Annotated in this window: 22 protein-coding genes and 1 other RNA gene; 6 read left to right on the top strand and 17 right to left on the bottom strand. The window is 73.3% G+C overall.

Going from position 1 to position 26,253, the window contains the following annotated elements:
- Positions 1-176 precede the first annotated feature (176 nt).
- Positions 177-1,523: a UDP-N-acetylglucosamine 1-carboxyvinyltransferase gene (gene murA / locus OO62_RS17555; RefSeq protein ID WP_033268383.1), complete on the top strand. Its 1,347-nt coding sequence runs from the start codon at positions 177-179 to the stop codon at positions 1,521-1,523.
- A gap of 271 nt (positions 1,524-1,794) precedes the next feature.
- Here the strand turns inward: murA and OO62_RS17550 are convergent, their stop codons facing one another.
- The 6 genes from OO62_RS17550 to OO62_RS17525 all read right to left on the bottom strand — a co-directional run bounded on the left by OO62_RS17550 (position 1,795) and on the right by OO62_RS17525 (position 8,937).
- Positions 1,795-2,076: an HU family DNA-binding protein gene (locus OO62_RS17550; RefSeq protein ID WP_033268382.1), complete on the bottom strand. Its 282-nt coding sequence runs from the start codon at positions 2,074-2,076 to the stop codon at positions 1,795-1,797.
- Positions 2,077-2,382: 306 nt separating this feature from the next.
- A complete protein-coding gene (locus OO62_RS17545) occupies positions 2,383-3,816 on the bottom strand; it encodes an NAD-dependent malic enzyme (protein ID WP_033268381.1) in 1,434 nt (477 codons plus the stop codon).
- Positions 3,817-4,227: 411 nt separating this feature from the next.
- A complete protein-coding gene (locus tag OO62_RS17540; protein WP_033268380.1) occupies positions 4,228-6,711 on the bottom strand; it encodes a HelD family protein in 2,484 nt (827 codons plus the stop codon).
- A 141-nt stretch (positions 6,712-6,852) separates the two neighbouring features.
- A complete protein-coding gene (locus OO62_RS17535) occupies positions 6,853-7,599 on the bottom strand; it encodes an anti-sigma factor family protein (protein WP_051733346.1) in 747 nt (248 codons plus the stop codon).
- The gene (locus OO62_RS17530) at positions 7,596-8,135 is read right to left on the bottom strand and encodes a sigma-70 family RNA polymerase sigma factor (RefSeq protein WP_099869592.1); all 540 of its coding nucleotides are present in this window, start codon (positions 8,133-8,135) and stop codon (positions 7,596-7,598) included. Before OO62_RS17530 ends, OO62_RS17535 begins: the two co-directional genes overlap by 4 nt.
- Positions 8,136-8,232: 97 nt before the next feature.
- Positions 8,233-8,937, bottom strand: coding sequence for a CGNR zinc finger domain-containing protein (locus OO62_RS17525; RefSeq protein WP_078617215.1), 705 nt, complete (start codon positions 8,935-8,937; stop codon positions 8,233-8,235).
- A 278-nt stretch (positions 8,938-9,215) separates the two neighbouring features.
- Between OO62_RS17525 and OO62_RS17520 the strand changes: the two genes are divergently transcribed.
- Positions 9,216-10,001 carry a class I SAM-dependent methyltransferase gene (locus OO62_RS17520; protein WP_033268378.1) on the top strand — a complete coding sequence of 262 codons (786 nt, stop codon included), beginning with the start codon at positions 9,216-9,218 and terminating at the stop codon, positions 9,999-10,001.
- Here the strand turns inward: OO62_RS17520 and OO62_RS17515 are convergent.
- The gene (locus tag OO62_RS17515) at positions 9,976-11,199 is read right to left on the bottom strand and encodes a uroporphyrinogen-III synthase (protein WP_033268377.1); all 1,224 of its coding nucleotides are present in this window, start codon (positions 11,197-11,199) and stop codon (positions 9,976-9,978) included. The genes OO62_RS17520 and OO62_RS17515 overlap by 26 nt on opposite strands.
- Before the next feature lie 150 nt (positions 11,200-11,349).
- The gene (locus tag OO62_RS17510; RefSeq protein ID WP_033268376.1) at positions 11,350-12,789 is read right to left on the bottom strand and encodes a nitrate/nitrite transporter; all 1,440 of its coding nucleotides are present in this window, start codon (positions 12,787-12,789) and stop codon (positions 11,350-11,352) included.
- Positions 12,790-13,117: 328 nt separating this feature from the next.
- Here OO62_RS17510 and OO62_RS37980 point away from each other — a divergent pair, with 328 nt between their 5' ends.
- The gene (locus OO62_RS37980; RefSeq protein ID WP_063739022.1) at positions 13,118-15,229 is read left to right on the top strand and encodes an asparagine synthase-related protein; all 2,112 of its coding nucleotides are present in this window, start codon (positions 13,118-13,120) and stop codon (positions 15,227-15,229) included.
- Entirely contained in the window at positions 15,226-15,684 is a 459-nt protein-coding gene (locus OO62_RS17495) for a lasso peptide biosynthesis B2 protein (protein WP_078617214.1), read from the top strand. Before OO62_RS37980 ends, OO62_RS17495 begins: the two co-directional genes overlap by 4 nt.
- On the opposite strand, the gene OO62_RS17490 is transcribed toward OO62_RS17495, so the two are convergent.
- Positions 15,671-16,675, bottom strand: a complete 1,005-nt coding sequence (locus tag OO62_RS17490) for a LysR family transcriptional regulator (RefSeq protein WP_033268375.1) — start codon at positions 16,673-16,675, stop codon at positions 15,671-15,673. The two genes, OO62_RS17495 and OO62_RS17490, sit on opposite strands and share 14 nt — an antisense overlap.
- A 122-nt stretch (positions 16,676-16,797) precedes the next feature.
- On the opposite strand from OO62_RS17490, the gene OO62_RS17485 reads away from it, so the two are divergent.
- Positions 16,798-18,075, top strand: coding sequence for an MFS transporter (locus tag OO62_RS17485; protein WP_033268374.1), 1,278 nt, complete (start codon positions 16,798-16,800; stop codon positions 18,073-18,075).
- A gap of 72 nt (positions 18,076-18,147) precedes the next feature.
- Here OO62_RS17485 and ssrA read toward each other — a convergent pair.
- The 5 genes from ssrA to ftsE form a co-directional block, all read right to left on the bottom strand.
- Positions 18,148-18,518, bottom strand: a transfer-messenger RNA (tmRNA) gene (gene ssrA, locus OO62_RS37445).
- Positions 18,519-18,622: 104 nt separating this feature from the next.
- Entirely contained in the window at positions 18,623-19,120 is a 498-nt protein-coding gene (gene smpB, locus OO62_RS17480) for an SsrA-binding protein SmpB (protein ID WP_033268373.1), read from the bottom strand.
- 18 nt (positions 19,121-19,138) lie between these two features.
- Positions 19,139-20,359, bottom strand: coding sequence for a S41 family peptidase (locus OO62_RS17475; protein WP_051733344.1), 1,221 nt, complete (start codon positions 20,357-20,359; stop codon positions 19,139-19,141).
- A 68-nt stretch (positions 20,360-20,427) separates the two neighbouring features.
- A complete protein-coding gene (gene ftsX, locus OO62_RS17470; protein WP_033268371.1) occupies positions 20,428-21,339 on the bottom strand; it encodes a permease-like cell division protein FtsX in 912 nt (303 codons plus the stop codon).
- Between the two features lie 9 nt (positions 21,340-21,348).
- Entirely contained in the window at positions 21,349-22,038 is a 690-nt protein-coding gene (gene ftsE, locus OO62_RS17465) for a cell division ATP-binding protein FtsE (RefSeq protein WP_033268370.1), read from the bottom strand.
- Positions 22,039-22,289: 251 nt separating this feature from the next.
- Here ftsE and OO62_RS17460 point away from each other — a divergent pair, with 251 nt between their 5' ends.
- On the top strand, positions 22,290-22,484 hold the full coding sequence (locus OO62_RS17460) for a hypothetical protein (RefSeq protein ID WP_033268369.1): 195 nt from the start codon (positions 22,290-22,292) through the stop codon (positions 22,482-22,484).
- 119 nt (positions 22,485-22,603) lie between these two features.
- Here OO62_RS17460 and OO62_RS37010 read toward each other — a convergent pair whose 3' ends face one another.
- The 3 genes from OO62_RS37010 to OO62_RS17445 form a co-directional block, all read right to left on the bottom strand.
- Complete coding sequence (locus OO62_RS37010) at positions 22,604-23,437, bottom strand: hypothetical protein (RefSeq protein ID WP_051733343.1); 834 nt, start codon at positions 23,435-23,437, stop codon at positions 22,604-22,606.
- 330 nt (positions 23,438-23,767) lie between these two features.
- Entirely contained in the window at positions 23,768-24,874 is a 1,107-nt protein-coding gene (gene prfB / locus OO62_RS17450; protein ID WP_033268368.1) for a peptide chain release factor 2, read from the bottom strand.
- Positions 24,875-24,954: 80 nt separating this feature from the next.
- A complete protein-coding gene (locus tag OO62_RS17445) occupies positions 24,955-26,226 on the bottom strand; it encodes a serine/threonine-protein kinase (protein WP_033268367.1) in 1,272 nt (423 codons plus the stop codon).
- Positions 26,227-26,253 lie beyond the last annotated feature (27 nt).

The following is a 26,253-nucleotide window of genomic DNA, read 5'->3' as shown; positions in this document are numbered from 1 at the left end:
AAGACATCCGGTGACCTTTACCCCAAAAGGCGATTACAGATCAAAGGCGGATAGTAGCCGAGCGTGTTGTGACAAAGCCATTACATGCCCAGAGCCTGCACGGGCCTACGGACTCACCCTCGGACGCCCTTACCATTTTGGCTTGGCCCCTGCCCGTCTCCAGGAACGCGAGATCCATGACCGTCTCTACTGACGACGTACTGCTTGTCCACGGCGGCACCCCGCTGGAGGGCGAGATCCGGGTTCGCGGTGCGAAGAACCTTGTGCCCAAGGCCATGGTCGCCGCCCTGCTCGGCAGCGGCCCCAGCCGGCTGCGCAATGTGCCCGACATCCGCGACGTACGCGTGGTGCGCGGGCTGCTCCAGCTGCACGGGGTCACGGTCCGCCCGGGCGACGAGCCCGGTGAGCTGATCCTCGACCCCTCGCACGTCGAGAGCGCCAACGTCGCGGACATCGACGCGCACGCCGGCTCCTCCCGGATCCCGATCCTGTTCTGCGGCCCGCTGCTGCACCGCCTCGGCCACGCCTTCATCCCGGGCCTGGGCGGCTGCGACATCGGCGGCCGGCCGGTGGACTTCCACTTCGACGTGCTGCGCCAGTTCGGCGCGAAGATCGAGAAGCGCGACGACGGGCAGTACCTGGAGGCCCCGCACCGGCTGCGCGGCACCAAGATCCGGCTGCCGTACCCGTCGGTCGGCTCGACCGAGCAGGTCCTGCTGACGGCCGTCCTGGCCGAGGGCGTGACCGAGCTGTCGAACGCCGCCGTGGAGCCGGAGATCGAGGACCTGATCTGCGTCCTGCAGAAAATGGGCGCGATCATCTCGATGGACACCGACCGGACGATCCGGATCACCGGTGTCGACAAGCTCGACGGCTACACCCACCGGGCGCTCCCGGACCGGCTGGAGGCCGCCTCCTGGGCGTCGGCGGCGCTGGCCACCGAGGGCAACATCTTCGTCCGCGGGGCGCACCAGCGCTCGATGATGACCTTCCTGAACACCTTCCGGAGGGTCGGCGGCGCCTTCGAGATCGGTGACGAGGGCATCCGCTTCTGGCACCCGGGCGGCTCGCTCAACGCGATCGCCCTGGAGACCGACGTGCACCCCGGCTTCCAGACCGACTGGCAGCAGCCGCTGGTGGTCGCGCTGACCCAGGCGTCGGGCCTGTCGATCGTGCACGAGACGGTCTACGAGTCCCGGCTCGGCTTCACCTCCGCGCTCAACCAGATGGGCGCGCACATCCAGCTCTACCGCGAGTGCCTGGGCGGCTCCGCCTGCCGCTTCGGCCAGCGCAACTTCCTGCACTCCGCGGTCGTCTCCGGCCCCACCAAGCTGCAGGGCGCCGACCTGGTCATCCCCGACCTGCGCGGCGGCTTCTCGTACCTGATCGCGGCGCTGGCCGCGCAGGGCACCTCGCGGGTGCACGGCATCGACCTGATCAACCGCGGCTACGAGAACTTCATGGCGAAGCTCGTCGAGCTGGGCGCCCAGGTGGAGCTGCCCAACGGGGAGCTGCGCAACTGACGCCGGCCGGCTGAGCGGCGCACGCACGAGGGGCGGCCACCCGGGGTTCCGGGTGGCCGCCCCTCGTGCGTGCGGGCGGGGTGCCGCGGTGCGCGGCCCCATGGTGGCGCTGCGGCGGCCCGTGGCGGGCCGCCGGGCGCCGCCGGCCACCCAGTGGCCCCCCGCGCCGTCCCCGGCCCGCAGGCGGGCAGCAGGGCGGCAGGGCGGCGGCACGGGAAAGGCGGCCGCCCCTGGAGGGGGTGGCCGCCTTTCTCACGCCGTACGGAGGGTCTTACTTGCCCTTGGCGGCTTCCTTGAGCTTGGAGCCCGCGGAGACCTTCACGCTGTAGCCGGCCGGGATCTGGATCGGGTCACCGGTCTGCGGGTTGCGCGCGGTACGAGCGGCACGGTGGGTGCGCTCGAAGGTCAGGAAGCCGGGGATGGTGACCTTCTCGTCGCCCTTGGCGACGACCTCGCCGATCACCTCGGCGAGAGCGGCCAGAACGGCGTCGGCGTCCTTGCGGGTCACCTCGGCGCGATCGGCCAGAGCGGCCACCAGCTCACTGCGGTTCATGTTTGTACTCCCGTGTTCTTCTTGCCAATGAGGCGTGAGATCGAAGCCGATGCTGCCAGGGTCCTCGGACAGTCCCCGGACCCGGGTCTGGTGCAGACCCTCTCGCCCGATTACGCATCCTGCCCCTACCTGCGGCGGTAAAGCCAATCCGGCACCCAGGAGGGTCACACGAAAAGCGCCACTGCCTCGTCAGTGGTGACGCTCCGTGCCAATCCCGCTCCGGGCCGGCCCCACAGGGCGGCGGTCGCTTACTGTCCGCCACCCTATGGGCGCATCAACGACGGCGTGTCCCGCGACGCGCCGTTCTCAGACCGTCGTGGCCGCCGTCACAGCGGGCTCGCTGCCCTTGGCCGCTTCCCGGACCGCACCGGCCACCGCGCCCGCGACCTTCTCGTTGAAGACGCTGGGGATGATGTAGTTCGGGTTGACCTCGTCCTCCAGGACGACGTTCGCCAGGGCGCCTGCCGCAGCCAGCATCATGTCGGTGTTCACGGTACGGGAGTGGGCGTCCAGGAGGCCGCGGAAGACGCCGGGGAACACCAGGACGTTGTTGATCTGGTTCGGGAAGTCGGAGCGGCCGGTGGCCACGACCGCGGCGGTCTGCCGGGCGATCGCCGGGTCGACCTCCGGGTCGGGGTTGGCGAGTGCGAACACGATCGCGCCGTCGGCCATCCGCGCGACGTCGTCGCCGTCCAGGACGTTGGGCGCGGAGACGCCGATGAAGACGTCCGCGCCGACCACGGCCTCCTTGAGGGTGCCGGTGACGCCCTCGGGGTTGGTGTTGTCGGCGATCCAGCGCAGCGCGGAGTCCGGGTCGGCGTCGACCAGGTCGGTGCGGCCGGCGTGCACGACGCCGTGGATGTCGGCGACGACGGCGTGCCGGACGCCGGCGGCGAGCAGCAGTTTGAGGATGGCGGTACCGGCCGCGCCGGCGCCGGACATCACGACCCGGACGTCCTCGATCTTCTTGCCGACGACGCGCAGCGCGTTGGTGAGCGCGGCGAGCACCACGATGGCGGTGCCGTGCTGGTCGTCGTGGAAGACCGGGATGTCCAGGGCCTCGCGCAGCCGCGCCTCGATCTCGAAGCAGCGGGGCGCGGAGATGTCCTCCAGGTTGATGCCGGCGAAGCCGGGGGCGATGGCCTTGACGATCTCGACGATCGCGTCGGAGTCCTGGGTGTCCAGGCAGATCGGCCAGGCGTCGATGCCGGCGAAGCGCTTGAAGAGGGCCGCCTTGCCCTCCATGACGGGCAGCGCGGCCTTGGGGCCGATGTTGCCCAGGCCCAGCACGGCGGAGCCGTCGGTGACCACGGCGACGCTGTTGCGCTTGATGGTCAGGCGGCGGGCGTCCTCGGGGTTGTCGGCGATGGCCTGGCAGACCCGGGCGACGCCGGGGGTGTAGATCATGGACAGGTCGTCACGGTTGCGGATGGGGTGCTTCGACGACATCTCGATCTTGCCGCCGAGGTGCATGAGGAACGTACGGTCGGAGACCTTGCCGACGGCGACGCCCTCGATGCGGCGCAGCTGCTCGACGATCTCGTCGGCGTGGGCCGTGGACGTCGCCGCGATGGTGACGTCGATACGGAGCTTCTCGTGTCCGGACGCCGTGACGTCGAGGCCGGTCACCGAGCCTCCGTGGGACTCGACGGCCGTGGTGAGCTGGGACACCGCGGTTCCGCTCGCGGGCACCTCCAGCCGGACCGTCATCGAGTAGGAGACGCTGGGCGCCGTTGCCATGGCCGACTTCCTCTGCTTTCACCGTGTAGCTGGATTGCCGTCCGATCGTCGCACCTACCGCGCAGTACGCGGTAGCCGCCCCGCATTGCGAACGTTTTGTTCGTCCGGGACGGGATCTTCGGAAAACGACTTCCACCATACGAGAGTGAGCGCACACAGAAAAGAGGTCCACGCCACCGGAGTGGCGTGGACCTCTCTGCGTCAGCGGCACCGACCCGCCATGCTCGCCTCGCGGCAAGTGGTCGCTCGTAGCGACGATGGTTGGGCCCGGGGGCTTGGATCGAGCCGGTGCCGTCACCCAGGCTAACAAACCATCCCCGGAAGCGAATCCCGTCCCACGGGGCCGATTTCCACAACCGCCCGGACGGCCGTCGGCCACCGGCGGCGGCCGGCGGCCGGGCGGCGAGCGCCTCAGTCCCGCAGCAGGTCGGGCACCCCCGCGGCGTCCGGCTCGTCGCGCGCGGTGGAGAGCACGGTCAGCTGCTGGGTGGCGCGGGTCAGCGCCACGTAGAGCACCCGCAGGCCGGCCGGCGACTCGTCGGCGATCTCGGCGGGCGAGACCACCAGCGTGGCGTCGTACTCCAGGCCCTTGGCCTCCAGGGAGCCCAGGGCCACCACCCGGTCGCCCAGCGGGGCCAGCCAGCGGCGGGCCTGCTCGCGGCGGTTCATCGCCACCACGACGCCGACCGTGCCGTCCACCTCGTCCAGCAGCCGCTCGGCCGCCGCGACGGTGGCCCGCGCCAGCTCCTTGTCGCCCGTCGGGCCCGCGCCGTCCCCGGCGAGCGCGAAGCGCGGCCGGAGGCCCGTCGAGCGGACCGCCTTCGGGGACTGCATCCCGGGCATCGCCAGCGCGAGCACCTTGCCGGCGAGTTCGGCGATCTCCGCGGGGTTGCGGTAGTTCACGGTCAGTGTGAAGCGGCGGCGCGGGCGGGTGCCGAGCGCCTCGTCCCGGGCGAGGGCGGCCTCGTCGGGGTCCGACCACGAGGACTGCGCCGGGTCGCCGACGACGGTCCAGGTCGCCTGCCGGCCGCGGCGGCCGACCATCCGCCACTGCATCGGCGTCAGGTCCTGCGCCTCGTCGACGATGACGTGGGCGTAGTCGGTGCGCTCCTCCTCCAGGCGTTCGCGCCGGCCGCGGCCGCCGCCGTTGCGGTCCGCCCAGGTCGTCAGCTCCTCCAGGCCGGTGAGCTGGTCCAGCGGGTCGGCCTCGCGGGGGCGGGCCGGGCGCATCGGGGCGCCGAGGATCTGCTGGAGCTCGTCCAGCAGCGCGATGTCGTGCACCGACAGCGGGCCCTGCCCACGGGCGTCCAACCGCCCCAGGGAGCGGGCCAGTTGGCGCACCTCGCGGGGGTTGAGGACGCGGCGCGCCCAGCGGCTCAGCAGGCGCTCGTCGGCCATCGCGGACAGCACGCCGCGCGGGGTCAGCTCGGGCCACCAGGCGTCCAGGAACTCCTGGAGGACGGGCTCGGTGGTGAGGTCCTCGTCGAAGCCCTCGCGGGCCTCGGCGGCGAGCTCGGGGTCGGTGTAGCGGCGGCCGGCGCCGGACTTGGCCCAGAGGGCGTCCAGGATCAGCCGGCGGGCGCGCGGGCGCAGCAGGTTGACCGGGGCGGTGCCGCCGAGGGCCGACTGGCGGATGGCGTGGAGTTCGTCGGCGTCCAGTTCGAGGCGGGTGCCGAACGCGACGACCCGCAGCCGGGCGGGCGCGGCGGAGGCGGGCCGGGCGGATCTGGCCCGGGTCCGGCGGCGGTCGCCGCCCCGGGGGGCCGGCTCGGCGGGCGCCCGGACGAGGTCCTCCAGGGACAGCTGGGTGTCCGGCCCGGCGTCCTTCGCCGGCCCGTCCGCCGGCGGTGCCGCCAGCTCCAGCGCGCCGCGGGCCGCCTTGCGCAGCAGCTTCTGCATCCGCGAGGAGCCCTTGATCCGGGCGACCGCGGGCGGGTCGTACGCGGTCGCCTCCGCGCCGTCGACGAGCGAGCCGAGCGCGCGGATGGCGACCTGGCCCTCCTCGCCGAGCGACGGCAGCACGCCCTCGGTGTAGGCGACCAGCAGCGGCGTCGGGGAGACGATGAGGATGCCGCCCGCGTAGCGGCGGCGGTCCTGGTAGAGGAGGTAGGCGGCGCGGTGCAGGGCGACCGCGGTCTTGCCGGTGCCGGGCCCGCCCTCGACCTCGGTGACGGAGGCGGCGGGCGCCCGGATGACCATGTCCTGCTCGGCCTGGATGGAGGCGACGATGTCCCGCATGGTGTGGCTGCGGGCCCGGCCGAGTGCGGCCATCAGCGCGCCGTCGCCGATCGCCGGCAGCTCGCGGCCGTCCAGCGTCGCGGTGACCTCCGGGCGCATCAGGTCGTCCTCGACGCCGAGGACCCGGCGGCCCTTGGAGCGGATCACCCGCCGCCGGACGACCCGGCCGGGGGCGACCGGGGTGGCGCGGTAGAAGGGCGCGGCGGCCGGCGCCCGCCAGTCGATGACCAGCGGGGAGTAGTCCGCGTCGAGGACGCCGAGACGCCCGATGTGCAGCGTCTCGGCGATCGCGGCGCGGTTGTTCTCGATGGCCCCCTCGGCGGGCTCGACCGAGGTGTACGCGCCGTCCGGGCCCTTCTTGCCGTCCTTGCCGAGGAGCAGGTCGATCCGCCCGAAGAGGAAGTCCTCGTACTCGGAGTTCAGCCGGTGGAGATGGACTCCGGCCTGGAAGACCTGGGCGTCCCGCTCGGCGAGCGCGCCGGGCGTGCCGACCTGGCCGCGCTTGGCGGCGTCGTCCATCAGGAACTCGGCCTCGTGGATCTTCTCCTCGAGGCGCCGGTAGACGCGGTCGAGGTGCGTCTGCTCGGCGTCGATCTCGCGGTCGCGAACGGAATCCGGTGCGTGGTCCGGTGCGTGCGTGGCGTTGTGCGCGGCCACCCAGGCCCCCTTCTGCTGTGCGTAGGGCAGCCGTCAACCGTACGCGAACCGGGCACCGCGCGCACCTGGCGAGAGGGACAAAATCGGGCAGATTTCTACAGATTCCATCGGATGTTGCGTCAGACCGTCACTTCGGGCGTCTCAGACCTTCACGGTGGCCAGTCGCCTGCCCTCCAGCGTGCTGATCTCGAAGTGGTCGATGTCGGCGCGGTCGAGGGCCGCGCCGCCCGCCGCGTAGAGGGGCTCGCGGTTCCACTTGGCGGCGCTGCCGGGGATGCCGTAGCCGCCCTTGGGCACCGCCCAGGTGGTGACGGTCTGCCGCCGGCCGTCCTTGCCGACGGCCACCAGGTCGCAGGCGAGCGGTCCCTTGACGTTGGCGAGTTCGAGGACGACCTGGGTGCCCCAGGGGCGGGGCGCCATGGAGACGCCGGCCGAGACCTTGGTGACCGGGTCGACGGAGCCGGCCTTCTCGCCCTCGGCGTACTGGGCGCGCACGGCGTTCGCCAGCGGCGGCGCCGCGGTCGGCGGCGCGTCGGTGCCCCCCTTGAGGGACAGGGCGGCGAGCGGTCCGCCGACGATCAGCACGACGGCGGCGGCGACCAGGAACAGCCGGCGCCGGGCACGGCCGCGGCGGGTGCCGGCGACCTCGTCGAGGAGTCCGTTCAGCAGCCTCGGGCCGGGGACGGCGGTGAGGGTCTCCGGGGTGGGGGCGGACGCCTTGAACTCGGCGAGTGCGGGCGTGAGCCCCATCAGCTCCTCCAGTTCGGCCGCGCACCGGTCACAGCCGACCAGGTGCGCCTCGAACCGTTCCGCGTCGGCGGCGTCCAGGACGCCCAGCGCGTAGGCGCCGACGTCGGTGTGCCGGTCCGGCTGCGTGGGCGGGATCACTCCGTCACTCCTCGTTCTTGAAGCGAGAGCTTCAGGGAGCGCAGCGCGTAGAAGACCCGGGACCGCACGGTTCCGGCCGGCACGCGCAGCACCTCCGCTGCCTCGTTGACCGTACGCTCCTTGAAGTACGTCTCGACGAGGGCCTCTCGGTGGGCCTGGCTCAGGTCGCTCAGCGCCTCGGAGATCGTCATCATGCGCAGCGCCCGGTCGATCACGTCCGCGGCGGGCATCGTCTCCAGAGGTGTCGCGTCGACCTCCTGGGGTCTGGCCTTCCGGCTGCGGTGACCGTCGATCACTATCCGCCGGGCGACCGTCACCAGCCACGGGCGGATGGACCCGGTGGCCCGCTGCAGCTGGTCGGCGTTGCGCCAGGCGCGCACCAGCGTCTCCTGCACCACGTCCTCCGCGCGGTGCCGGTCGCCCGCCACCAGCCGCAGGACGAAAGCGAGGAGCGGGCCCGCGTGCTCGTCATAGAGGGCTCGCATGAGCTCCTCGTCAGGTGTCGTCCTGTCTGCCACGACGGCATCCTTACGCACTCCAACTCCCGGGTCGATAGCCCGTATCACCCAAGATCGCCGGGGACCTGGCCATGAAATCGGACTTGCGGTGAGGAGTACGGACGGGACGGGCGGGTCACTCAGCCGCCGGCCGGAAATTTTTTCCGGACGTGACGGGGGCCGGGGCGGCGGGCTCCGGGACCGGGATGCGGGCCGGTCCGGTGGCGGCCGCGGCCGGGGCGGGGGCGCCCGCGGGGCCGGGCGCGCCCCGTACGGTCGTGCGTCTGCGGTGGCGCGCCACCCGCTCCCGGTTGCCGCACACCTCGCTGGAGCACCAGCGGCGGCGCCGGCCGCGCGAGGTGTCCAGGTAGACCAGCGAGCAGTGCTCGCCCGCGCACTGCCGCAGTTGCCCGCGCGCCGCCGGGTCGGTGAGCAGCCCGACCGCGTCCCGGGCGACCGCGGCCAGCAGCCCGGCGCAGTCGGGCGGGGCGCAGAGCGTACGGGCCAGGGTGCCGTCGGCATCGCGCACCGCACGCGGGGCGGGCGGCGGGCCGGCGGCGGCCGCGGAGTTGAGCCGGTCCAGGTCGGCGTCGGCCGCCCGGTCCCGCAGCTCGTCGTGCACCACGCGGCGCAGCAGGTCGCGCAGCGCCCGGAAGCGGACGACCCAGCGGACGTCTACGGCGTCCAGCGGGACGCCGCGCGGCACCAGCCCCGCGCCGACCAGCCAGGCCGCCAACTGCTCGGGGCCGGTGAGCCGTTCGGCGGGCGCGCCGCCGGCCGTGGCCACCAGGTCCAGGCAGGTCCGGCCGCAGTCGAACCGCAGGTCGCACGCCGCTGCCATGTGCCTGTCACTCCTTAGACCAAACGCGTGTGCTCCCAGAGTGCCCGGCGCGCGGTCCGCCCGGAACCCTCCGGAAGCAGCCACTCCGTACGGCGGGAGGCGGGCCTCCGGGAGCCGCCGGGTACGCGCCGCGGGCGGGCGGCACAGGTAGACACCGTACGTAGACTCTGCACGTATACATCTGATGTATAGTCCGCGGCGTGGCGGCCCGCGGGCCCGCGCACCGGCCCGCCCCGCACGTCACCGCACCTTTCGACGCCTCCAGGACGAAGGTCTCCATGTCGCGCAAGTCCCTGCTCACGAATCGCGCCAGCCTGACCCACAAGATCGGCTACGCGGTCCGCAACCCCGCCCGCATCACCCCGTACGTCAAGCGCACCGCCCGCGACACCTGGCTGCGCCTCAAGCACCCCGACCACGTCGCGTACTACCGGGCGGTGATGGCCTCCGACGCCGGCCGCAGCCCCGAGGCCGCGGTGGGCAGCCGCAGCCACGAGCGGTGGCTGGCGCTCGGCGAGATGCAGTTCGCGTACCTGGCCGAGCACGGGCTCCGGCCGGAGCACCGGATGCTGGACATCGGCTGCGGCAACCTGCGGGCCGGCTGGCGCTTCATCGCCCACCTCGACACCGGCAACTACTACGGCATCGACATCTCGCCGGACATCCTGATTGCCGCCAAGCGCACCCTGACGACGTACGAACTCCAGGACAAGCTGCCGCACCTGACGATCACGCAGGACCTGACACTGGACTTCCTGCCGGCCGGGTACTTCGACGTGGTGCACGCGCACAGCGTCTTCTCGCACTCCCCGCTCGAAGTGATCGACGAATGCCTCGCCCACGTCGGCCGGATCCTGGCCCCCGACGGGTTCTTCGACTTCACCTTCGACCGCACCGAGGGCGCCGAGCACCAGGTGCTGCGCGAGGACTTCTACTACCGGACCGACACCCTGCTGCGGCTGGCCCGCGGACACGGCCTGGAGGCCCGCTTCATGGACGACTGGGAGACCCGGCCGCACGGCCAGTCCAAGATCCGCGTCAGCAACCCGGCGCAACCCGCCTGACCTGCGCGTCCTCCCCGCCGTACTTGTCGGTGTCCGCGTGCGGGTCCAGCGCCAGCCGGTAGCCGCGCTTGACGACCGTCTGGATCAGCTTGGGCGCGCCCAGCGCCACCCGCAGCCGGGCCATCGCGGTCTCCACCGCGTGCTCGTCGCGGCCCGCGCCCGGCAGCGCACGCAGCAGCTCGGCGCGGGGAACGACCCAGCCGGGGCGGCGGGCCAGCGCCCGCAGCAGCGCCATCCCGGCCGGCGGCACCGGCCGCAGCACGCCGTCCACCACGACGGCGTGCCCACGGATCTCCAGTCGCCGCCCGGCCACCGGCAACGTCCGTACCCGGCCCGGCAGTTCGCGGCACAGCAGCTGCACCAGCGGCCCGAGCCGGAAGCGCTCCGGCTGGAGCGTGGCGACGTCCTCGGCCTCCAGCGGCAGCGCGGTCACCGGCCCCACGCACACCGGCAGCACGTCCGTGCGCAGCGCCGCCAGCAGCGCGTCGCGGATGCCGCGCTCCTCCGCGCGGCGCAGCAGCGAGGCGGCGGCCGGCGCGCTGGTGAACGTCACCGCGTCCAGGCCGCCGGCGAGCGTCGCGTCCAGCAGCCGGTCGACCGGACCGAGGTCCTCCGGCGGCATCCAGCGGTACACGGGGACGCCGACGACCTCCGCGCCGCCGGCCCGCAGCGCCTCGACGAACCCCGGCAGCGGCTCCCCGTGCAGCTGCAGCGCGATCCGCCGCCCGTCGACGCCCTCCTCCAGGAGCCGGTCCAGCACCTCGGCCATCGACTCGGAGGCCGGTGACCACTTCTCGGTCAGCCCGGCGGCCCGGATCGCGCCGCGCACCTTCGGCCCGCGCGCCAGCAGCTCCACCCCGGCCAGCCGGTTCAGCAGCGCCTCGCCCAGCCCCCAGCCCTCGGCGGCCTCCACCCAGCCGCGGAACCCGATGGCGGTGGTGGCCACGACGACGTCGGGGGCGTCGTCGATCAGCGCCCGGGTCACCGCGAGCAGCTCGGTGTCGTCCGGCAGCGGCACGATGCGCAGCGCGGGGGCGTGCAGCACCTGCCCGCCGCGCCGCTCCAGCAGCGCGCCCAGCTCCTCCGCCCGCCGGGCGGCGGTCACCCCGATGGTGAACCCGTCCAGCGGCCGGACCGCCGGTGCCGTGCCCGGCTCCGTCCGCTCCCGCTCCTCGCGCTCCTGATGCTGCTCGTCCATGGTCGTCCCGCTCCGCCCAGAGTGGTTGTGCCGCGTTCCGCACCCCGACCGCCGCGGCTCGGGCGGCACGGAGTGCCAGGGTGCCCAGGCTGCCAACGGCAGGTGACAGCCCGGGTCCTCCAGTATTTCCACACCGTTACGCCGGGCGCCTCACACCTCCGCGTGGACCGGGTGCCGCTCCCCCTCCGCGGCCGCCCCGGCCGCCCCGGCCTGCGCGGTACGCCGCGCCCGCGCCGCGGGACGGAGGTATACGGCCCAGGTCACCGCGGCGCACACGGCGTAGCAGGCCAGGAAGGAGACGAAGGCGGGGGTGCCCGAGCCGCCGGTCAGGAACGCCTGCCGGAACGCGAGGTTGATGGCCAGCCCGCCGAGCGCGCCCACCGCGCCGATCAGCCCCATCGCCGCGCCCGACAGCCGCCGCCCGTAGGCCGCCGCCGCCTCGCCCGTCAGACCGCGGCGCAGCGCCTGCGCCTGGAAGATCCCCGGGATCATCTTGTACGTGGAGCCGTTGCCGAGCCCCGACAGCACGAACAGCGCGAAGAAGCCGACGAGGAACACCGGCAGCGAGGCGATCCCCGAGGCGTGGATGACCACGCCGGTGGCCAGGGCCATCGCCGCGAAGGTCCCCAGCGTGATCCGGGCGCCGCCGAAGCGGTCCGCCAGCCGCCCGCCGACCGGCCGCACCAGCGAACCCAGCAGCGGGCCGACGAAGGTCAGCGACGCGGCCTGCAGGGGGGTGCGGGCGAACTGGCTCTGCAGCACCAGCCCGAAGGCGAAGCTGTAGCCGATAAACGACCCGAAGGTGCCGATGTACAGCAGCGACATCACCCAGGTGTGCGGCTGCCGGGCGGCGTCCAGGGCCGCCCCGGTGTCGTGGGTGACCGGCGCGAGGTTGTCCATGAACAGCGCCGCGAGCACCGCCGCCAGCACGATCAGCGGCACGTACACGGCCAGCACCAGCCGCGGATGGCCGGCCCCCGCCGTCCCGATCACCAGCAGCCCCAGCAGCTGGATCACCGGCACCCCGATGTTGCCGCCGCCCGCGTTCAGCCCCAGCGCGAACCCCTTCTTGCGCAGCGGGAAGAACGAGTTGATGTTCGTCATCGAGGAGGCGAAGTTCCCGCCGCCGACGCCCGCCACCATCGCGACCACGATGAACGTGGAGTACGACGTGCCCGGGTGCATCACCACCGCGGCCGCCGCGGTCGGCACCAGCAGCAGCAGCGCGCTGATCACCGTCCAGTTGCGCCCCCCGAACAGCGCCACCGCGAAGGTGTACGGCACCCGCAGCACCCCGCCCACCAGCGTCGGTATCGCCACCAGGAAGAACTTCCCGGCCGGGTCGATGCCGTACTCCGGCCCCATGAACAGCACCATCACCGACCACAGGCTCCAGACGGAGAAGCCGATGTGCTCGGACAGCACGGAGAAGGCCAGGTTCCGCCGGGCGATCCGCTCACCGGTCTCCCGCCACCCCTCGTCCTCCGGCTCCCAGTGCTCGATCCACCGCCCCCCTCGCCGCGCACGGCCGTCGGTACGGCTTGCGCCGGGACTGTCGGTACGGGTGCCTGCCGCGGCCTCGGCCGTCATCGCGCCTCCCAGGGGGTCGGGTCGTCTGCCCCGAACATAGGGACCGCGGGTTTCGGCGCGGTGGCGTGAGGTGACCGCCGCGAAACCTCGCGCTCACCGGGCGTGCGGGGGCCCCGTGAGCGATCTCGGGCGCTCCGGCGCGCGCGCCCCGTGGGCCCGCGCCGGTTTGCCTCGCACGCCCCCGTGATCACCCCTTCGAGGCAATGGAAATTGACGTGAACACTGTCAGCATCCAGTCGAACGCTTTGCGTGACCCCGCTCAGTGCGCCCTGCGTCCACCCGGCCCGCCCGGCGCCGTACCGGCCCCTCCAGTGGAGTGCCCCCCACCGTGGATTTCCTCGTCCTCCCCGATCACCCCGCCTCCGACGCGCTCGGCCGCTGCCTGCCGGCGAGCCCGTCCCGTCGCACCCTCCGCCACCCCTCCGGACGCCCCTGGATCACCGGGCACTGGTCGCCCGACGAGGCCGTGGCGGCCGAGGCCGGACCGCGCCGCGCGCTGCTGCTCGGCACCACCCCGGCGACCCCCGGCACGCTGGCCCGGCTGCTGCCGGGGCCCGGCCACCTCGACGGCATCGGCCGCCGCGCCCGCCCCCTCCCCGGCAGCGCCTTCCTGCTGACCGCCGCCGAGGGCGACCTGCGGTGCCGGGGCGATCTCGCCGGCGTCCGCCTGCTCCACCACGCCCGGATCGCCGGCGTCACCGTCGCCGGCAACCGCCCCCAGGACCTGGCGGCGCTCGCCCGCGCCGCCGCCGCGGCCGGACTGCCGGCCGGCGCCCCCGGCCTCGGCTTCCTCGACGAGGACGCGCCGGCACTGCGCCTGCTGTTCCCCTTCGCCCCGCTCCCGCCGGCCCTCCGCCCGGCCTGGCGCGCGGTGTCCGCCGTACCCCCGGGCCACCACCTCACCCTGTACGCCAACGGGCGGCACTCCCTGGCCCGTTGGTGGAGCCCGCCGGAACCGGACGTCCCCCTGGAGCGCGCCGCGGAGCACCTGGGCGGGGCACTGGCCGACGCGGTGGCGGCCCGCGCCCGGCGCGCACAGCGGCAGGCCGCCGCCGACGGGACCGCGGGCCGCGGCACGCTCAGCGCCGGCCTCTCCGACTCCACCGGCGCCACCGGACTGTGCTTCCTCACCGCCCGCGAGGACGTCCGGCTGCTCACCACCTCCTGGACGTCCCGCCGGCCCGGCGACGAGGACACCCGGTGGAGCGCCCACGGCGCCGCCGCCCTCGCCGCGGCGGAACGGCAGCGCCGGCGGCGCGCGGGGCAGGACACCGCCGAGGAACCGGACGGGAACAGCGGCAAGCGCAAGAACAAGGGGAAGGGCAAGGGCGAGACCCGCGGAAGGAGCGGCGACCGGCGCGTCTCCGGGGCCCCGGCCGGACCCCCGCCCGGGGCGCACCTCGCGCTGCCGTACGCCGACGCCCCCACCTGCTACACCCCGCCCACCGACGCCCGCCACGGCACCCCCGCCGACCCGGCCGGCCCGCTCGCCGTCTTCCGCGAGGCGGCCCGCCTCGCCCACCGGGCCCGGCTGGTCGCCGAGCGCGGCTCCCGGCTGCACCTCGTCGACGCCGGCGCCGACGCACTGTTCGGGCACCGCCCGGCGGCCCTCAACTCCCTTGCCCGCGGCGACCTGCGCACCGCCGCCCGGCGCGCCTGGACCGCCCACCACCTCTGCCGCTGGACGGCCCGCGACACCCTGCGCACGCTCCTCGGCGGCCGCTCCTACCCCCGGTGGCTGGCCGGCAGCGCACCCCGGGCGTCAGGCCGCGGACGGCGGGCCGGCGGCGCCGACTGGGAGGCGCCACCCGCCCTGCCGCCGTGGGCCCACCCGGACGCCGTCGCCACCGTCCGCCGGCTGCTGCGCGAGGCCGCCGACGAGGCCCCCGAACCGTTCGCGCCGCTGCGCGCCCAGCACGAGATCCTCCGCGCCGCCCTGCACGCCGCGGAGACCGTCCGCGGCGCCGACGCCCTGACCGCCCCGCACGGCGTCGGCCACGAGGCGCCGTTCCTCGACGACGCGGTCGTGGAGGCGGCGCTCGCCCTCGACCTCGCCGACCGCGGCCGGGCCGGCGTCCACCAGCCGCTGCTGACCCGCGCGCTGCGCGGCGTCGTCCCCGACGGCGTCCTCGGCCGCGGTACGCCCGCCGCGCCCGGCCCCGGGGCCCGCACCGGCCTGCGCGCCCACCGCGACGCCCTGGCCGCCCTCTGCGACGACTCCCCGCTCGCCGCCCGCGGCCTGATCCACCCCGACGTCCTGCGGCGCCACCTCACCGCACCGCAGCCGCCGGACCCCACCCTGCGGGCCCTGGACGCCACCCTCGCCACCGAGTACTGGCTGCGCGCCGTCGCCCCCGCCCCCACGCCCGCGCCGGCCGTGCCGGTACCCGCCGTCCCCGTCCCCCGCGCCGCCCCGGCGAAAGGAGCGCACTCCCCATGACCGCCGTCCCCGCCGTCCCTCCCCCGCACCGCCCGCCCGGCGACCCGGTGACCGGCCCCGCCCCGCTCCTCACCGGTGCCCGGCTCACCTTCCGCGAACGCTGCGCCGCCCGCGCGGCGGTGGCCGTCGCCCGCGTCCTGACGGCGCTGCCGCCGCACCGGCTGTGCCGCCTCCTGGAGCGGATCCGGCGCGGCGCCCGGTCCGCCACCGCGCCCGAGGCGCTGCGGGCCCGGCACGCCGTGGTCACGGTCAGCCCGCACTGCGCCGGCGACGGCTGCCTCCCCCGCTCCCTGGCCACCGCGCTCCTGTGCCGCGCCCGCGGCCACTGGCCGCAGTGGTGCACCGGCGTACGCACCGCGCCCTTCCGCACCCACGCCTGGGTCGCGGTCGACGGCCGCCCCGTCGGCGAACCCTCCGACACGGCCTTCTACCACCGCGTGCTCAGCGTTCCGTGAGCGCCGCGCCGCCCCGCGCCGGCCCGGCCACACCCATCGCACGGGCGTCCTCCGGCGGCAGCCAGCCGCCCTCCGGGACCGTCAACCAGCCGTCCCGGCGCCCCAGTTGGCCCGCCACCGCGCGCAGCGCCGCCAGCCCGGGATGCCCCAGCCCCCGCCGCCACACCATCGACACCGGCGACAGTGGCACCGGCTCCACCACCGGGCGCAGCACCATCCCCGGTACCTCGATGAACTCCACGCTTGCCAGTACCGACCAGCCCCGCTTGCGCACCACCCGTACGAACTCCTGCGAGCCGTCGATCTCCGGGAACGGCTCCGCCATCGCGATGCCCCGCCCCGCGAAGAGGTGCGCCGCCAGCTCCGTCCACTCCACCGTCTGCGGATTCCCGGCGGCCGCGTACAGCGTCTCGCCGGCCAGCTCCGCGAGCGGGACCACCGGCCGCGCCGCCAGCGGATGGTCCTCGCGCAGCAGCACCGCCATCGGCTCCAGCCGGACCGGCTGGTGCTCCAGCCCCGCCCGCACGGCCGCCGGCAGCCCCGCGTACCGCCCGAAGGAGACGTCCAGCCGCCCGGCCAGCAACTCCCCCGCCGCGCCGGTCAGTCCGCTGTGGAAGCGGGCCACCAGCTCGCAGCTGTCCGGCAGCCGGACCCTGGCCTCCTCCAGCACCCGGTAGGCGGTGCCGACCGGCACCCCCACATCGACCAGCAGCGGCCGCTCGGGGGCCGGCCGGAAGGCCGCGGTCAGCTCCTCGTGCGCGGTCAGCACCCGCCGCGCGTACGGCAGCAGCCGCGCCCCGTCGGCGGTCAGGGAGACCTGGCGGGTGGTCCGCACGAACAGCGCGGCGCCCACCTCCCGCTCCAGCCGCCGGATGTCGCGGCTCAGCGCCTGCTGGGCCACGTACAGCCGGGCCGCGGCGCGGGTGAAGTGCAGCTCCTCGGCGACGGCGGTGAAGGCCCGGAGCAGACGCGGATCGATGTCGGACGGCACCGGGCCATCCTGGCAGTGCCGGCCGCCCCTGCCGACCCCGCCGCCATTGACAACACAGCCGCGTGAATCGGTGCTCATCAGGTGTTGGACCGGCACCGGCCGCTGCCGCGACCGTATGAGGCATGATCCTCTTCCTCGCCGCCCGCCCCGTCACTGCGCCCCCCGTACGCCCTGCCCCGCGCCGCCGCCCCCGCTTCCGCCCGCTCGCCCCCTACCGCCGGATCTTCGCCGCCCCCGGCGCCCGCGCCTTCACCGCCGCCAACCTGCTGGCCCGGCTGCCCATGGGGATGTTCAGCGTCAGCGCGGTGCTGATGATCGCCGGCTCGCGCGGCTCCTACGCGCTGGCCGGGGCGGTCACCGCGACCGGCCTCGCGGCGACGGCGCTGGCAGGGCCGTGGACCGCCCGCATGGTCGACCGCCACGGCCAGTCCCGCGTCGCCGTCCCGGCCACCGCGGTCGCCGTCCTCGGCTCGCTCTCGCTGCTGCTGTGCGTCCACCTCCGGGCGCCCGACTGGACCCTGTTCGCGTCGTACGCCGCCACCGCCACCACACCCAACACCGGCGGCATGTCCCGCGCCCGCTGGGCACACCTCTTCCGCGACGACCCGGCCGCCCGGCACACCGCCAACTCCTTCGAACAGGCCGCGGACGAACTGTGCTTCATGCTCGGACCGGTACTCGCGACGCTGCTGTGCACCACCCTCTTCCCCGAGGCGGGGACCGCGGTCGCCGCGGCGCTGCTGCTGACCGGCATGCTGCTGTTCGCCGGCCGCCGCGACACCGAACCACCGGTGGCCGCACGGCCGGCCGGCACCCGCGACGAGCAGCGGGCCGCGGCACCGCTGCGGCTGCCCGGCCTCCCCCCGCTGCTGCTCACCTTCCTCGCCACCGGCGCGATCTTCGGCTCCCTGGAGGTCGTCACCCTCGCCTACGCCGACGACCACGGCATCCGCTCCGCCGCTGGCGGCATGCTGGCCCTCCAGGCGGCCGGCTCCGGCGCGGCCGGGCTGCTGTACGGCCTGCTGCGCCCGGCCGGCCGCCTCGGAGCACGCTTCCTGACCTGTGTCGGCGCGATGACCGTACTGATGCTGCTGCCGCTCGCGGCCGCGGCCACCGGGAGCGCGCCGGCACTGGCCGCCGCGCTGCTCGCGGCCGGCATGGCCACCGCACCGACCATGGTCACCGGCATGGGACTGGTCCAGGCCCGCACCCCGGCGGACCGGCTGAACGAAGGGATGACGCTGGCGGTGACGGCCCTGCTGGGCGGGATCGCGGCCGGCTCGGCGGCCGGCGGCTTCGCGGTGGACCACCTGGCGGCCCCGGCGGCCGCGTACGGGGTCCCCGCCGCGGCGGCCGCCCTCGCCCTCACCCTCGCGTGGTCGGGCCGTCGGTCCTGGTGAGCCGGCCGGGCGCGGGCACAAAAACGCAGCGCCCCCGCGAGAATCTCGCGAGGGCGCTGCGCTACATGGGATGAGTGGAGATGGCGGGAATCGAACCCGCGTCCAACGGTGTGGAATCAGGGCTTCTCCGTGTGCAGTTCGCTGCGATTTTCTCAGCCCCGGAGATCACGCGAACAAGTCTCCGACGGGCTCAGTCACTGTTTGATGTCTCCGCTGCGCCCCGTGACCGGGCTCAACGGATAAGACCCCTAGCTGATGCCAGGAACCGGGTCGGGATCATCCCCGGGCTGACACTTCGCAAGTCGCTACTTAGGCAGCGAGGGCGAAGGAATCGCGCTTGGTGTTGGCGATTATTGGTTTCGGCATATGGTTTACGAGATCATTGCCGCTTCCTCGACACGCTTCCCCTGCTTCGACATCCGCTGTCGAAACCGATCATCCCCATGTTGATTTTTCAATGTGGTGCACACCCTCCGTGGGGTGCTCAGCCATCGTACGTGAACAACAGGTGCGGTTGCCAGCGTATTCCCGGGGCCGCACCCGCAGGTCAGGCCCGCTGCCGCCGACGGGCCGCGGACACCGCCCGGTCCGCCTCGCGGCGGTCCTGCTGCTCGCGGAGCGTCTGCCGCTTGTCGAACTCCTTCTTGCCCTTGGCCAGCGCGATCTCGACCTTGGCCCGGCCGTCCTTGAAGTAGAGGGCCAGCGGCACGATCGTGTGCCCCGTCTCGTTGCTCTTGGACGCCAGCTTGTCGATCTCGTAGCGGTGCATCAGCAGCTTCCGCTTCCGCCGCGCCGCGTGGTTGGTCCAGGTGCCCTGGGCGTACTCGGGGATGTGCACGTTGTGCAGCCACGCCTCGTTGCCGTCGATCTGCACGAAACCGTCCACCAACGACGCCCGGCCCTGGCGCAGCGACTTCACCTCGGTACCGGTCAGCACCAGACCGCACTCGTAGGTGTCCAGGATGTGGTAGTCGTGCCGCGCCTTCTTGTGCTGTGCGACGAGCTTGCGCCCGGGAGTCTTGTCCTTGCCCTTGTCCTTAGCCATAGTGCGGCCATTTTCGCACTACGCACCCGCTCCGAGGCCACTCAATACTGTGCGGGCCCGCCGCTCGGCATGATCCCCCACCACCAGGTCGGGGGTGATGCCGGCATCGTCGACGATCCGCCCCGACGGGGTGCGGTAGTGGCCGACGGTCAGCTCGGCGACCGAACCGTCCGGCAGCCGGCTGGGCATCTGCACCGAGCCCTTGCCGAAGGTCGGGGAGCCCACCACCACGGCCCGGCCGCGGTCCTGGAGCGCCCCGGTCAGCAGCTCGGCGGCGCTCATCGTGCCACCGTCGACGAGCACCACCAGCGGCAGCCGGGTGTTGCCGCCGCGCTCGGCGTACAGCGCGCGCTGGGCGCCCCGCATGTCGTAGGTGGCGACCAGGCCGCCGTCCAGGAAGGCGGAGGCGGTGGCGACGGCCTCGGTGACCAGCCCGCCCGTGTTGCCCCGCAGGTCGAGCAGCAGACCACCGTGCGGCGAGGCGCGGCGCACCGCGCGGCGGACCGCGGCGCCGGTGCCCCTCGCGAACGAGGTGATCTTGACGCGGGTAGGGCCGTGCGGCCCGGCCGGCCGGTCGGTGACGACGTTGGGGGTGCGCAGCCGGACACGGTGCAGGGTCACGCTCCAGCGCCGGTCACCGCGCTGCAGGTCGAGCCGTACGGCCGTGCCGACCGCGGCCCGGGCGCCGCGGTGCGTCTCGCCGCGCAGCGCCGCGACGGTCTCGGTGACCGGACGGTCCCGCGTGGCGCGGCCGTCGACGGCCCGCAGCCGGTCACCGACGGCGATCCCGGCGCCGGCCGCGGGGCTGCCCGGCCGGACCCGGGACACCTCGGTCCGGCCCGCCACCTGCCGCACCCACAGCCCGACACCGACGTAACGGCCGTCCAACTGCGCCTGGAAATCCTCGAACTCGCCCGGCGTGTAGATCGTCGACCAGCGGTCGCCGCTGCGGCTGACCACCTCGGCGGCCGCCTGGGAACCGGACTTGCCGTCCTCGATGGCTTCGGTGGCGGCCCGCTCCACGGCCGCGCGGTCGGCGGTGGCGGAGGACCGTGCGGACGCGGAGCCGTGAGCGCTCGGAACCGCGCGGTCCGGGGCGGCGCGGCCGGCCGCGCCCTCCGCCTTGTCGCTCCATGTGCCGGTCACCGCGCCGGTGGCGAGCACACTCGCGAGGAACAAGGTCAGGGCCGCCCCGCGGCGAATGCGGCGGGGCCGGACGTACGAACACGGGCCCGACATGCCGGTGAGTCTAGGGGACAAAAAGGCGCCGTACGGGAAGTTGTCCGTACGGCGCCTCTTGGCAAGGGTCACACCTTGAGGTACTTGCGCAGCGCGAAGAACGCGGCGAGCGCGGGCATCAGCAGCCCGATCAGCAGCACCAGCGGAAGCACCGCCGCCACCGAGTCCCAGCCGATGAAGTTGATCACCTGGATCTTCTTCGCCAGCCAGTTGTTGATGAGGACGTACTTGCCGCCGACGATCAGCACACAGGCGAACGCGGCGCCCAGCAGGCCCGCGATGGCGGCCTCCAGGATGAACGGCATCTGGATGTAGAAGCTGGACGCTCCCACCAGCCGCATGATGCCGGTCTCCCGCCGACGGCTGAACGCCGACACCCGCACGGTGTTGACGATCAGCATCAGCGCAACGACGAGCATCAGCCCCATCACGCACAGCGCGGCGATGTTCATGCCGTTCAGGAGGTTGAACAGCGGCTCAACGGTGTCCCGTTGGTCCTGCACCTCCTGCACGCCGGGCCGCTCGGAGAACGCCGACTTGATGACCGTGAACTTGGTGGGGTCCTTGAGCTTGACGCGGAAGGACTCCGGAAGCTGGTCGGGCGTCACCAGTCCGGCCACGGGCGTGTCGCCGAACTGCTCCTTGTAGTGCTTGTACGCCTGGTCGCTGGACTCGTGCGTCACGCTCTGGACGATCGGCAGCCGGTCCAGCTCCGCCTTGATGTCGTTCTTCTGCTGCTGGGTGGCCGCGCCCTTGGCGCAGTTGGCGCCGGTTTCGGCGTCGTTCTTGTTGCAGAAGAAGATGGAGACGTTGACCTTGTCGTACCAGTAGCCCTTCATCGTGCTGACCTGGTCGCGCATCAGCAGCGAGGCGCCGAACAGGCCCAGCGAGAGGGCTACGGAGACGATGACCGCGAAGGTCATCGTGAGGTTTCGGCGGAGACCGACGCCGATCTCCGACAGGACGAACTGGGCGCGCATGGCGTCCTTTCAGTGCTGGTAGCCGTACACGCCGCGCGACTGGTCGCGTACGAGCCGGCCCTTCTCGAGTTCCATGACCCGCTTGCGCATCTGGTCGACGATCTGCTGGTCGTGGGTGGCCATGACCACCGTCGTACCGGTCCGGTTGATCCGGTCCAGCAGCTTCATGATGCCGACCGAGGTCTGCGGGTCGAGGTTGCCGGTGGGTTCGTCCGCGATGAGCAGCATCGGGCGGTTGACGAAGGCCCGGGCGATGGCGACGCGCTGCTGCTCACCACCGGACAGCTCGCCCGGCATCCGGTCCTCCTTGCCGCCGAGCCCGACGAGGTCGAGGACCTCGGGGACCGTCTTGCGGATCTGGCCCCGCGGCTTGCCGATGACTTCGAGGGCGAAGGCGACGTTCTCCCCGACGGTCTTGTTGGGGAGCAGCCGGAAGTCCTGGAAGACCGTGCCCACCTGGCGCCGCATCTGCGGGACCTTCCAGTTGGAGAGCTTGGCGAGGTCCTTGCCGAGTACGTGCACATGGCCGTGGCTGGCCCGCTCCTCGCGCAGCAGCAGCCTCAGGAAGGTGGACTTGCCGGAGCCCGAGGAGCCCACCAGGAAGACGAACTCGCCGCGCTCGATCTCGAGCGAGACGTCCCTGAGTGCAGGGCGGTTCTGCTTCGGGTAGGTCTTGGAGACGTTGTCGAATCGGATCACTGATGCACCACGGTCGACCTGGATAGCGGCACGGGTTGCCGAGTTGCGGCTCCCGTCGGTGTGCGTGACCATACGCGAACCTCGCGGGACGGTGCAGTCGGCGTGGGGGGATGGTGCGTTTCTTCACGGCACCTTTGGGACAAAAAGCCGCACAATCCTGCGGGACGCGCCGTTCCGCCGGGGAGCTGGCACAGTGGAAGGGGGAACCAATGTGCCCCCCGGTGCGTTGGTGCAGTGAAGAAGGAGGTCGCATGACGTACGACCGACTGGTGTGCGCCAACTGCGCGGCCCCTGTGAGCGAGGGCCGCTGCCCTGTGTGCCGGGCGAGCAGGGAACGGCTCCAGCAGCAAGCGGGCGGCGTATTCGCCCAGCTCAGCCCCGCGATGCTGGTGGCATTGATGATCGTGCTCATCGCGGTCGGTGTGCTGCTTCACCAGGCCGTCTGACGCTTGCCGCGCCCTTTACGGGGCGCGTAGGAGACTGTCCCGCCCGTGGCGGGAGTGTGAACGCCGAGGGGCCCGGGACGCTGAGTGCGTCCCGGGCCCCTCGTGGTGCCGCGTCAGCGTCAGGCCGCTGCCGCGCCGCCGCCGTTCTTGTTGATCAGGCGGGGCAGCATACGGAAGCCCACACCGCCCGCGATCATCGTGGCCGCACCGACCAGCAGGAAGGTGGTGCCGGAGGAACCGGTCTCGGCCAGCTCCCCGCCCTTCGCCTGCTGCTTGGCCTGGCCGGGCGTGTCAGCGATCTGCTCCTTGCCCTTGCCGGGCTGCTCGATCGGCTTGGAGCCCTCGTTGTCGGTACCGGTGCCGGTGGAGTCGCCGCCGGTGGCGGAGTCGCCGCCGGTGGTGGAGTCGCCACCGGTGGTGGAGCCACCGCCGGTGGAGGAGTGGCCGCCGGTGGTGGAGCCACCGCCGGTGGACTGGCCACCGCTGTTGTGGCCACCGGTGCTGTCGCCGCCGGTGGACTGGCCACCGCTGTTGTGGCCACCGGTGGTCTCGCCACCCGTGGTCTCGCCACCCGTGGTGGTGTCACCGCCGGTGGTCTCGCCACCGGTCGTGGTGTCGCCGCCGGTGGTCTCGCCACCGGTCGTGGTCTCGCCGCCGATCGTGGTGGCGCCGCTGTCGCCGCCGATCTCGCCGCCGGAGCTGTCGTCGCCGCCGACCTGGCCGGCGGTCTCGCCACCGTCGGTGGCGCCGGTGGTGTCGCCGGTGGTGCTGCCACCGGAGTCGCCGCCGCCGAGGACACCGCCGAGGAGGCCGCCGATGATGCCGCCGCTTTCACCGCCCGAACCGTCGGCGGGAGCCGCGGAGGCCACGCCGGCCGCGGTGAGCGACGCACCCGCCGCGATCACCGCACCGGCCGCAATGCGCGCTACGCGCAGCCGCGTCTTCTTCGTCATGTACTGCTACCCCCAGTAGCTGAACTCGTCATTGGAGCACCGCTGTACGGGGCGACGGGCCGAGGGGGACGCGTGTTGTGGCCCCGGACTGCCGGTAGGCCACTCATCTCCCCGTTCCTACACGCGCCCCAGAACATACGCATGCCGCGCTCAGCCTTCCCAGTCAGACGAACATCGTCAAGGCCGATTAAAGGCCGGATGCCCGAATTCGCGTCGGTTGCGCGGTACATGGACATACGACTGTGACCAAACCGCCACGACAAAAACAACTGCCTCCCCGAGGGAGGCAGTTGTTCCGGTGTCAGAAAGCGCCCGCCGAGGGCGGCGCGGTTACTTCTCCTGCTGCTTGCGCCAGCGGATTCCGGCCTCGATGAAGCCGTCGATCTCACCGTCGAGCACGGCCTGCGGATTGCCGACCTCGAACTCCGTACGGAGGTCCTTGACCATCTGGTACGGGTGCAGGACGTACGACCGCATCTGGTTGCCCCAGGAGCTGCCGCCGTCGCCCTTGAGCGCGTCCATCTTGGCGCGCTCCTCCTGGCGCTGGCGCTCAAGGAGCTTGGCCTGCAGCACATTCATCGCCGTGGCCTTGTTCTGGATCTGCGAACGCTCGTTCTGGCAGGAGACCACGATGCCGGTGGGGATGTGGGTCAGCCGGACCGCGGAGTCCGTCGTGTTCACGCCCTGGCCGCCGGGGCCCGACGAGCGGTAGACGTCCACGCGCAGGTCCGACTCGTCGATGTCGACGTGGTCGGTCTGCTCGACGACGGGGAGCACCTCGACGCCGGCGAAGGACGTCTGGCGGCGGCCCTGGTTGTCGAACGGCGAGATGCGCACCAGGCGGTGCGTGCCCTGCTCGACGGAGAGGGTGCCGTAGGCGTACGGGACGTTGACCGCGAAGGTGGTCGACTTGATGCCGGCCTCTTCCGCATACGAGGTCTCGTAGAGCTCGGTCTTGTAGCCGTGCCGCTCGGCCCAGCGCAGGTACATGCGCTGGAGCTTCTCGGCGAAGTCGGCGGCGTCCACCCCGCCGGCCTCGGCACGGATGTTGACGAGGGCCTCACGGGAGTCGTACTCGCCGGACAGGAGGGTGCGGACCTCCAGCTCCTCGACGGCCTTGCGGACGTCGGTCAGCTCGGTCTCGGCCTCGGCCCGGGCCTCCTCGTCACCCTCGGCCTCGGCGAGCTCGAAGAGGACTTCCAGGTCGTCGACCCGGCCGCGCAGCTCCTCGGCCCGGCGCAGCTGGCCCTGGAGGTAGGACAGCTGGCTGGTGACCTTCTGTGCGCTCTCCGGGTCGTCCCACAGGGACGGCGCCGCCGCTTGCTCCTCAAGCACGGCGATGTCGGCCCTCATCTTGTCGAGGTCCAGGACGGCCTCGATCGACCCCATGGTCGAGGAGAGGGACTTCAGCTCTTCGGATACATCGACGACTGCCACGCACCCAGCCTAACGGCAACCACCGGCGGCGTGACCCGGCCCCGGCAGGACCACGCCGCCCGGGCCGGGTCACCGGGCCGTCACGGCGCGTCCGGCTCCTGCTGGTGGACCCCCGGGGTCGCGTCGCCGGAACCGTCGTCGCCGGAGGCCAGCCAGCCGCCCAGGCCCGCGGCCACCACCACCGCGGCGGCCGCGGCGCCCAGCCTGATCCGGCGCCGGCGCACCGCCTCCGGCGACGCGCGGTGCCGCGCCGAGCCCGCCCGGCGCTCACCGGCCGCCCGCGGGGCCCGCGCCGTGCCGTGCGCACCGCCCGCCAGCTCGTCCGGGCCCGGCACCCGCATGCTGGTGTGCGTCTCCCGGTTGGAATCCGGGGCCGAACCCTGCACCAGCGGGACCGCGCCGCGCGGCGGTGTGGCCTCGCCCGCCCCGGAGGACGGGTAGAACGCCTCCTCGCGGGCCCCGGCGGCGCCGTCCGCGTCGTCCTCCGGCTGCTCGCCGTCCGGCTCGTCGATGTCCAGCGGCGGCATCCCGGCCAGGCCGGGCAGCAGCTCCCGCAGCCGGGCGGCGAGCTCCGGGGCGCGCAGCCGGGAGGCGGGCGCCTTGGCCAGGCACTGCACCAGCAGCTGCCACAGCTCGTCGGGGATGCCGGGCAGCGGCGCGACGCTCTCGGTGACGTGGCGGCGCAGCACCGCGCCGGGGTGGCCGCCCCCGAAGGGCGTGAACCCGGCGAGCATCTCGTACAGGACGGTCGCCAGCGCGTAGACGTCCACCGAGGCGCGCGGCGGCAGGCCCTCGATGATCTCCGGGGCGAGGTAGTCGGGCGTGCCGATGACCTTGGTGGCCTTGGTGCGGCGCGGGGAGTCCACCAGCCGGGCGATGCCGAAGTCGGTCAGCAGGGCGGGGTGCGCGCCACCGGGGCCGAGCGGGCCCTGCATGTCCAGCAGGACGTTCTCCGGTTTGACGTCGCGGTGCACGATCCGCGCGGCGTGCGCGGCGACGAGCCCGTCGGCGACGTCGGCGGCGATCGCGACCGCGGCCTCCGGGGCCAGCCGGCGCTCCCGCTCCAGACGGGTGCGCAGGTCGGTGCCCCGTACGAGGTCCATGACCAGCGCCAGGTCGTTGCCGTCGACGACCAGATCCCGGACCCCGACGACATGCGGGTCCTCCAGACCCAGCAGCGCCGCCCGCTCCTGCACGAAGCGGCCGACGAGCTCCTGGTCGGAGGCGAGGTCCTCACGCAACAGCTTGATGGCCACGGCCCCCTCGGGACCCTCGCCCAGCCATACCGTGCCGGCACTGCCGCGCCCCAGGATCTGGTGGGCGGTGTACCGGCTGCCGATCTTCCGTGCCAAGACTGCTCCGACGTGTCGGGCCCCCGA

It is taken from the genome of Streptomyces lydicus (genome assembly GCF_000717345.1).
Lineage (GTDB): Bacteria > Actinomycetota > Actinomycetes > Streptomycetales > Streptomycetaceae > Streptomyces > Streptomyces lydicus.
This window is presented reverse-complemented; position numbering and strand designations above follow the sequence as displayed.